This window comes from Roseomonas rosulenta, from assembly GCF_016106005.1.
In the GTDB taxonomy this organism is placed as follows: domain Bacteria; phylum Pseudomonadota; class Alphaproteobacteria; order Acetobacterales; family Acetobacteraceae; genus Neoroseomonas; species Neoroseomonas rosulenta.
Genome location: NZ_JACADR010000503.1, coordinates 1 through 1,574, shown reverse-complemented (window position 1 = coordinate 1,574; position 1,574 = coordinate 1). Strand labels below are relative to the sequence as shown.

Genomic DNA, 1,574 nt, shown 5'->3' with positions numbered 1-1,574 from the left:
GCCGACGATCCCGCCCAGGCTGCGGAAGGGGGAGCCGGCGGGGGCGCGGCGCTCGGGCGCGGCCAGGGCGCCTGCGACCACGACGGGCGTTCGGCTGGCAGGCGCCTCCTCGGCGGCCTGCTGGGCGCGCTCGATCTCGGACTGGCGTGCGGCCTCGGCGAGGGCGGCGCGGGCCGAAGGCGTCAGGGTCGGGTTCTCGATGCCCTGCATGTGCACCGGCGGCGCTGCCGGCGGCGCGACCAGGGCGTCGGTCGCGAGGCTCGCCACCTGGACCCGCGGCGCGCCTGGCGGCGGCGGGGCGGCGGCCACCTGCACCGGTGGTGCGGCCTCACGCTGCTGGCGCAGCGCCATCATGGTCCCGCCGCCCATCGGGCGCGGACCGGGCGGGATGTAGAGGCCGATCTCGGCCGCGGCATAGACCTCGGGCGGGGCGCGGCGGTTGGGCGCGGCGGACTGGATGCGCGGGCCGATGCGCGCGACGTAGTTGCGCGTCTCGTTCGGCAGGCCGCGGCCGCCCCACAGGTAGTCCTCGAGCCGGCGCGGACCCGCATTGTAGGCGGCGAGGAAGGCCGGGTTGCCGTAGAGCTCGTACATCTCCCGCAGATAGGCCGCGCCGGCCTGGATGCTGTCATACGGGTGGTAGGGGTCGGGGCCGAGATTGTAGCGCGCCTGCAGTTCCCGGTAGGTGCCGGGCATCACCTGCATCAGGCCCATCGCGCCGACGGGGGAGGTGGCATTGGCCCGCCCGCCGCTCTCCTGGCGCATCACCTCGCGGATCCAGAGCTCCGGAACGTCGAAGCGGCGCGACGCGTCGCGAATCCAGGGCCCCCAGGGGTCGCCCGGCGGGCCGGGCGGGGCCGCGCTGTCGGGCCGGTTGTACCAGGGGCCGTTGCCGGCATTGCGCTGGCCCGACTGGGCGCAGGCCGCCAGCGTGGCCAGGGCAAGGAACGCCAAGGCCATCCTGGCACCGCGCAAGCGAGATCCGGTCATTCCCCCTGGTCTCCAACGGGCCTGGCGCGGGCAGTGCCGTTGCAGTTGGGCGGCCCGGATCCCCCTCCGAGCCGTCCCGGCAGCGCCGCGAAACAGGCGTTAAGCGCACGACTGTGAAAGGTTGCGTAGTCCGGCCCGTGCCGCCGGGTCAAGCATTGCGGGCGACCCACCGCATCTGGGGGTGCTTGCAACGCGTCCGGCGCCACGTGTAGCGATGCTGCATCACATTGTGGCCATGGCGCGGCGATCTGCTGCGATGCCTTACGCGCCCGGCGCGAATCGAGGGAGTATTGGGACCCATGTTCGACCTTCGCCGCCTTGCGCCCATCTGCGCCGTGCTGGCGCTCGGCGCCGGCCTCACGGCCTGCGCGCCGGCCACCAACACCACGGTGGACCGCGGGGCGCTCGGCTCCTCCGGCTATGTCTCCTACGGCACCATCGTGGGCATGCGCCCCGTCGCGGTCTCGGGCACGCGCAGCGGCATCGGCGCCGGCGCGGGTGCGGTCGGCGGCGGGCTGATCGGCAGCACCATCGGCGGCGACTGGCGCGCGCGCACGGTGGGCGGCGTGGTCGGCGCGCTGGCC

1 protein-coding gene and 1 pseudogene are annotated in these 1,574 nt (G+C 74.8%); one reads left to right on the top strand and one right to left on the bottom strand.

Annotated elements, in window-relative coordinates:
- A partial coding sequence (locus HW578_RS26325) for a lytic transglycosylase domain-containing protein (protein WP_232479315.1) occupies positions 1 to 954 on the bottom strand: 954 nt, incomplete at its 3' end.
- Positions 955 to 1,289: 335 nt separating this feature from the next.
- On the opposite strand from HW578_RS26325, the pseudogene HW578_RS26320 reads away from it, so the two are divergent.
- Positions 1,290 to 1,574, top strand: a pseudogene (locus HW578_RS26320) (hypothetical protein); the annotation flags it as partial.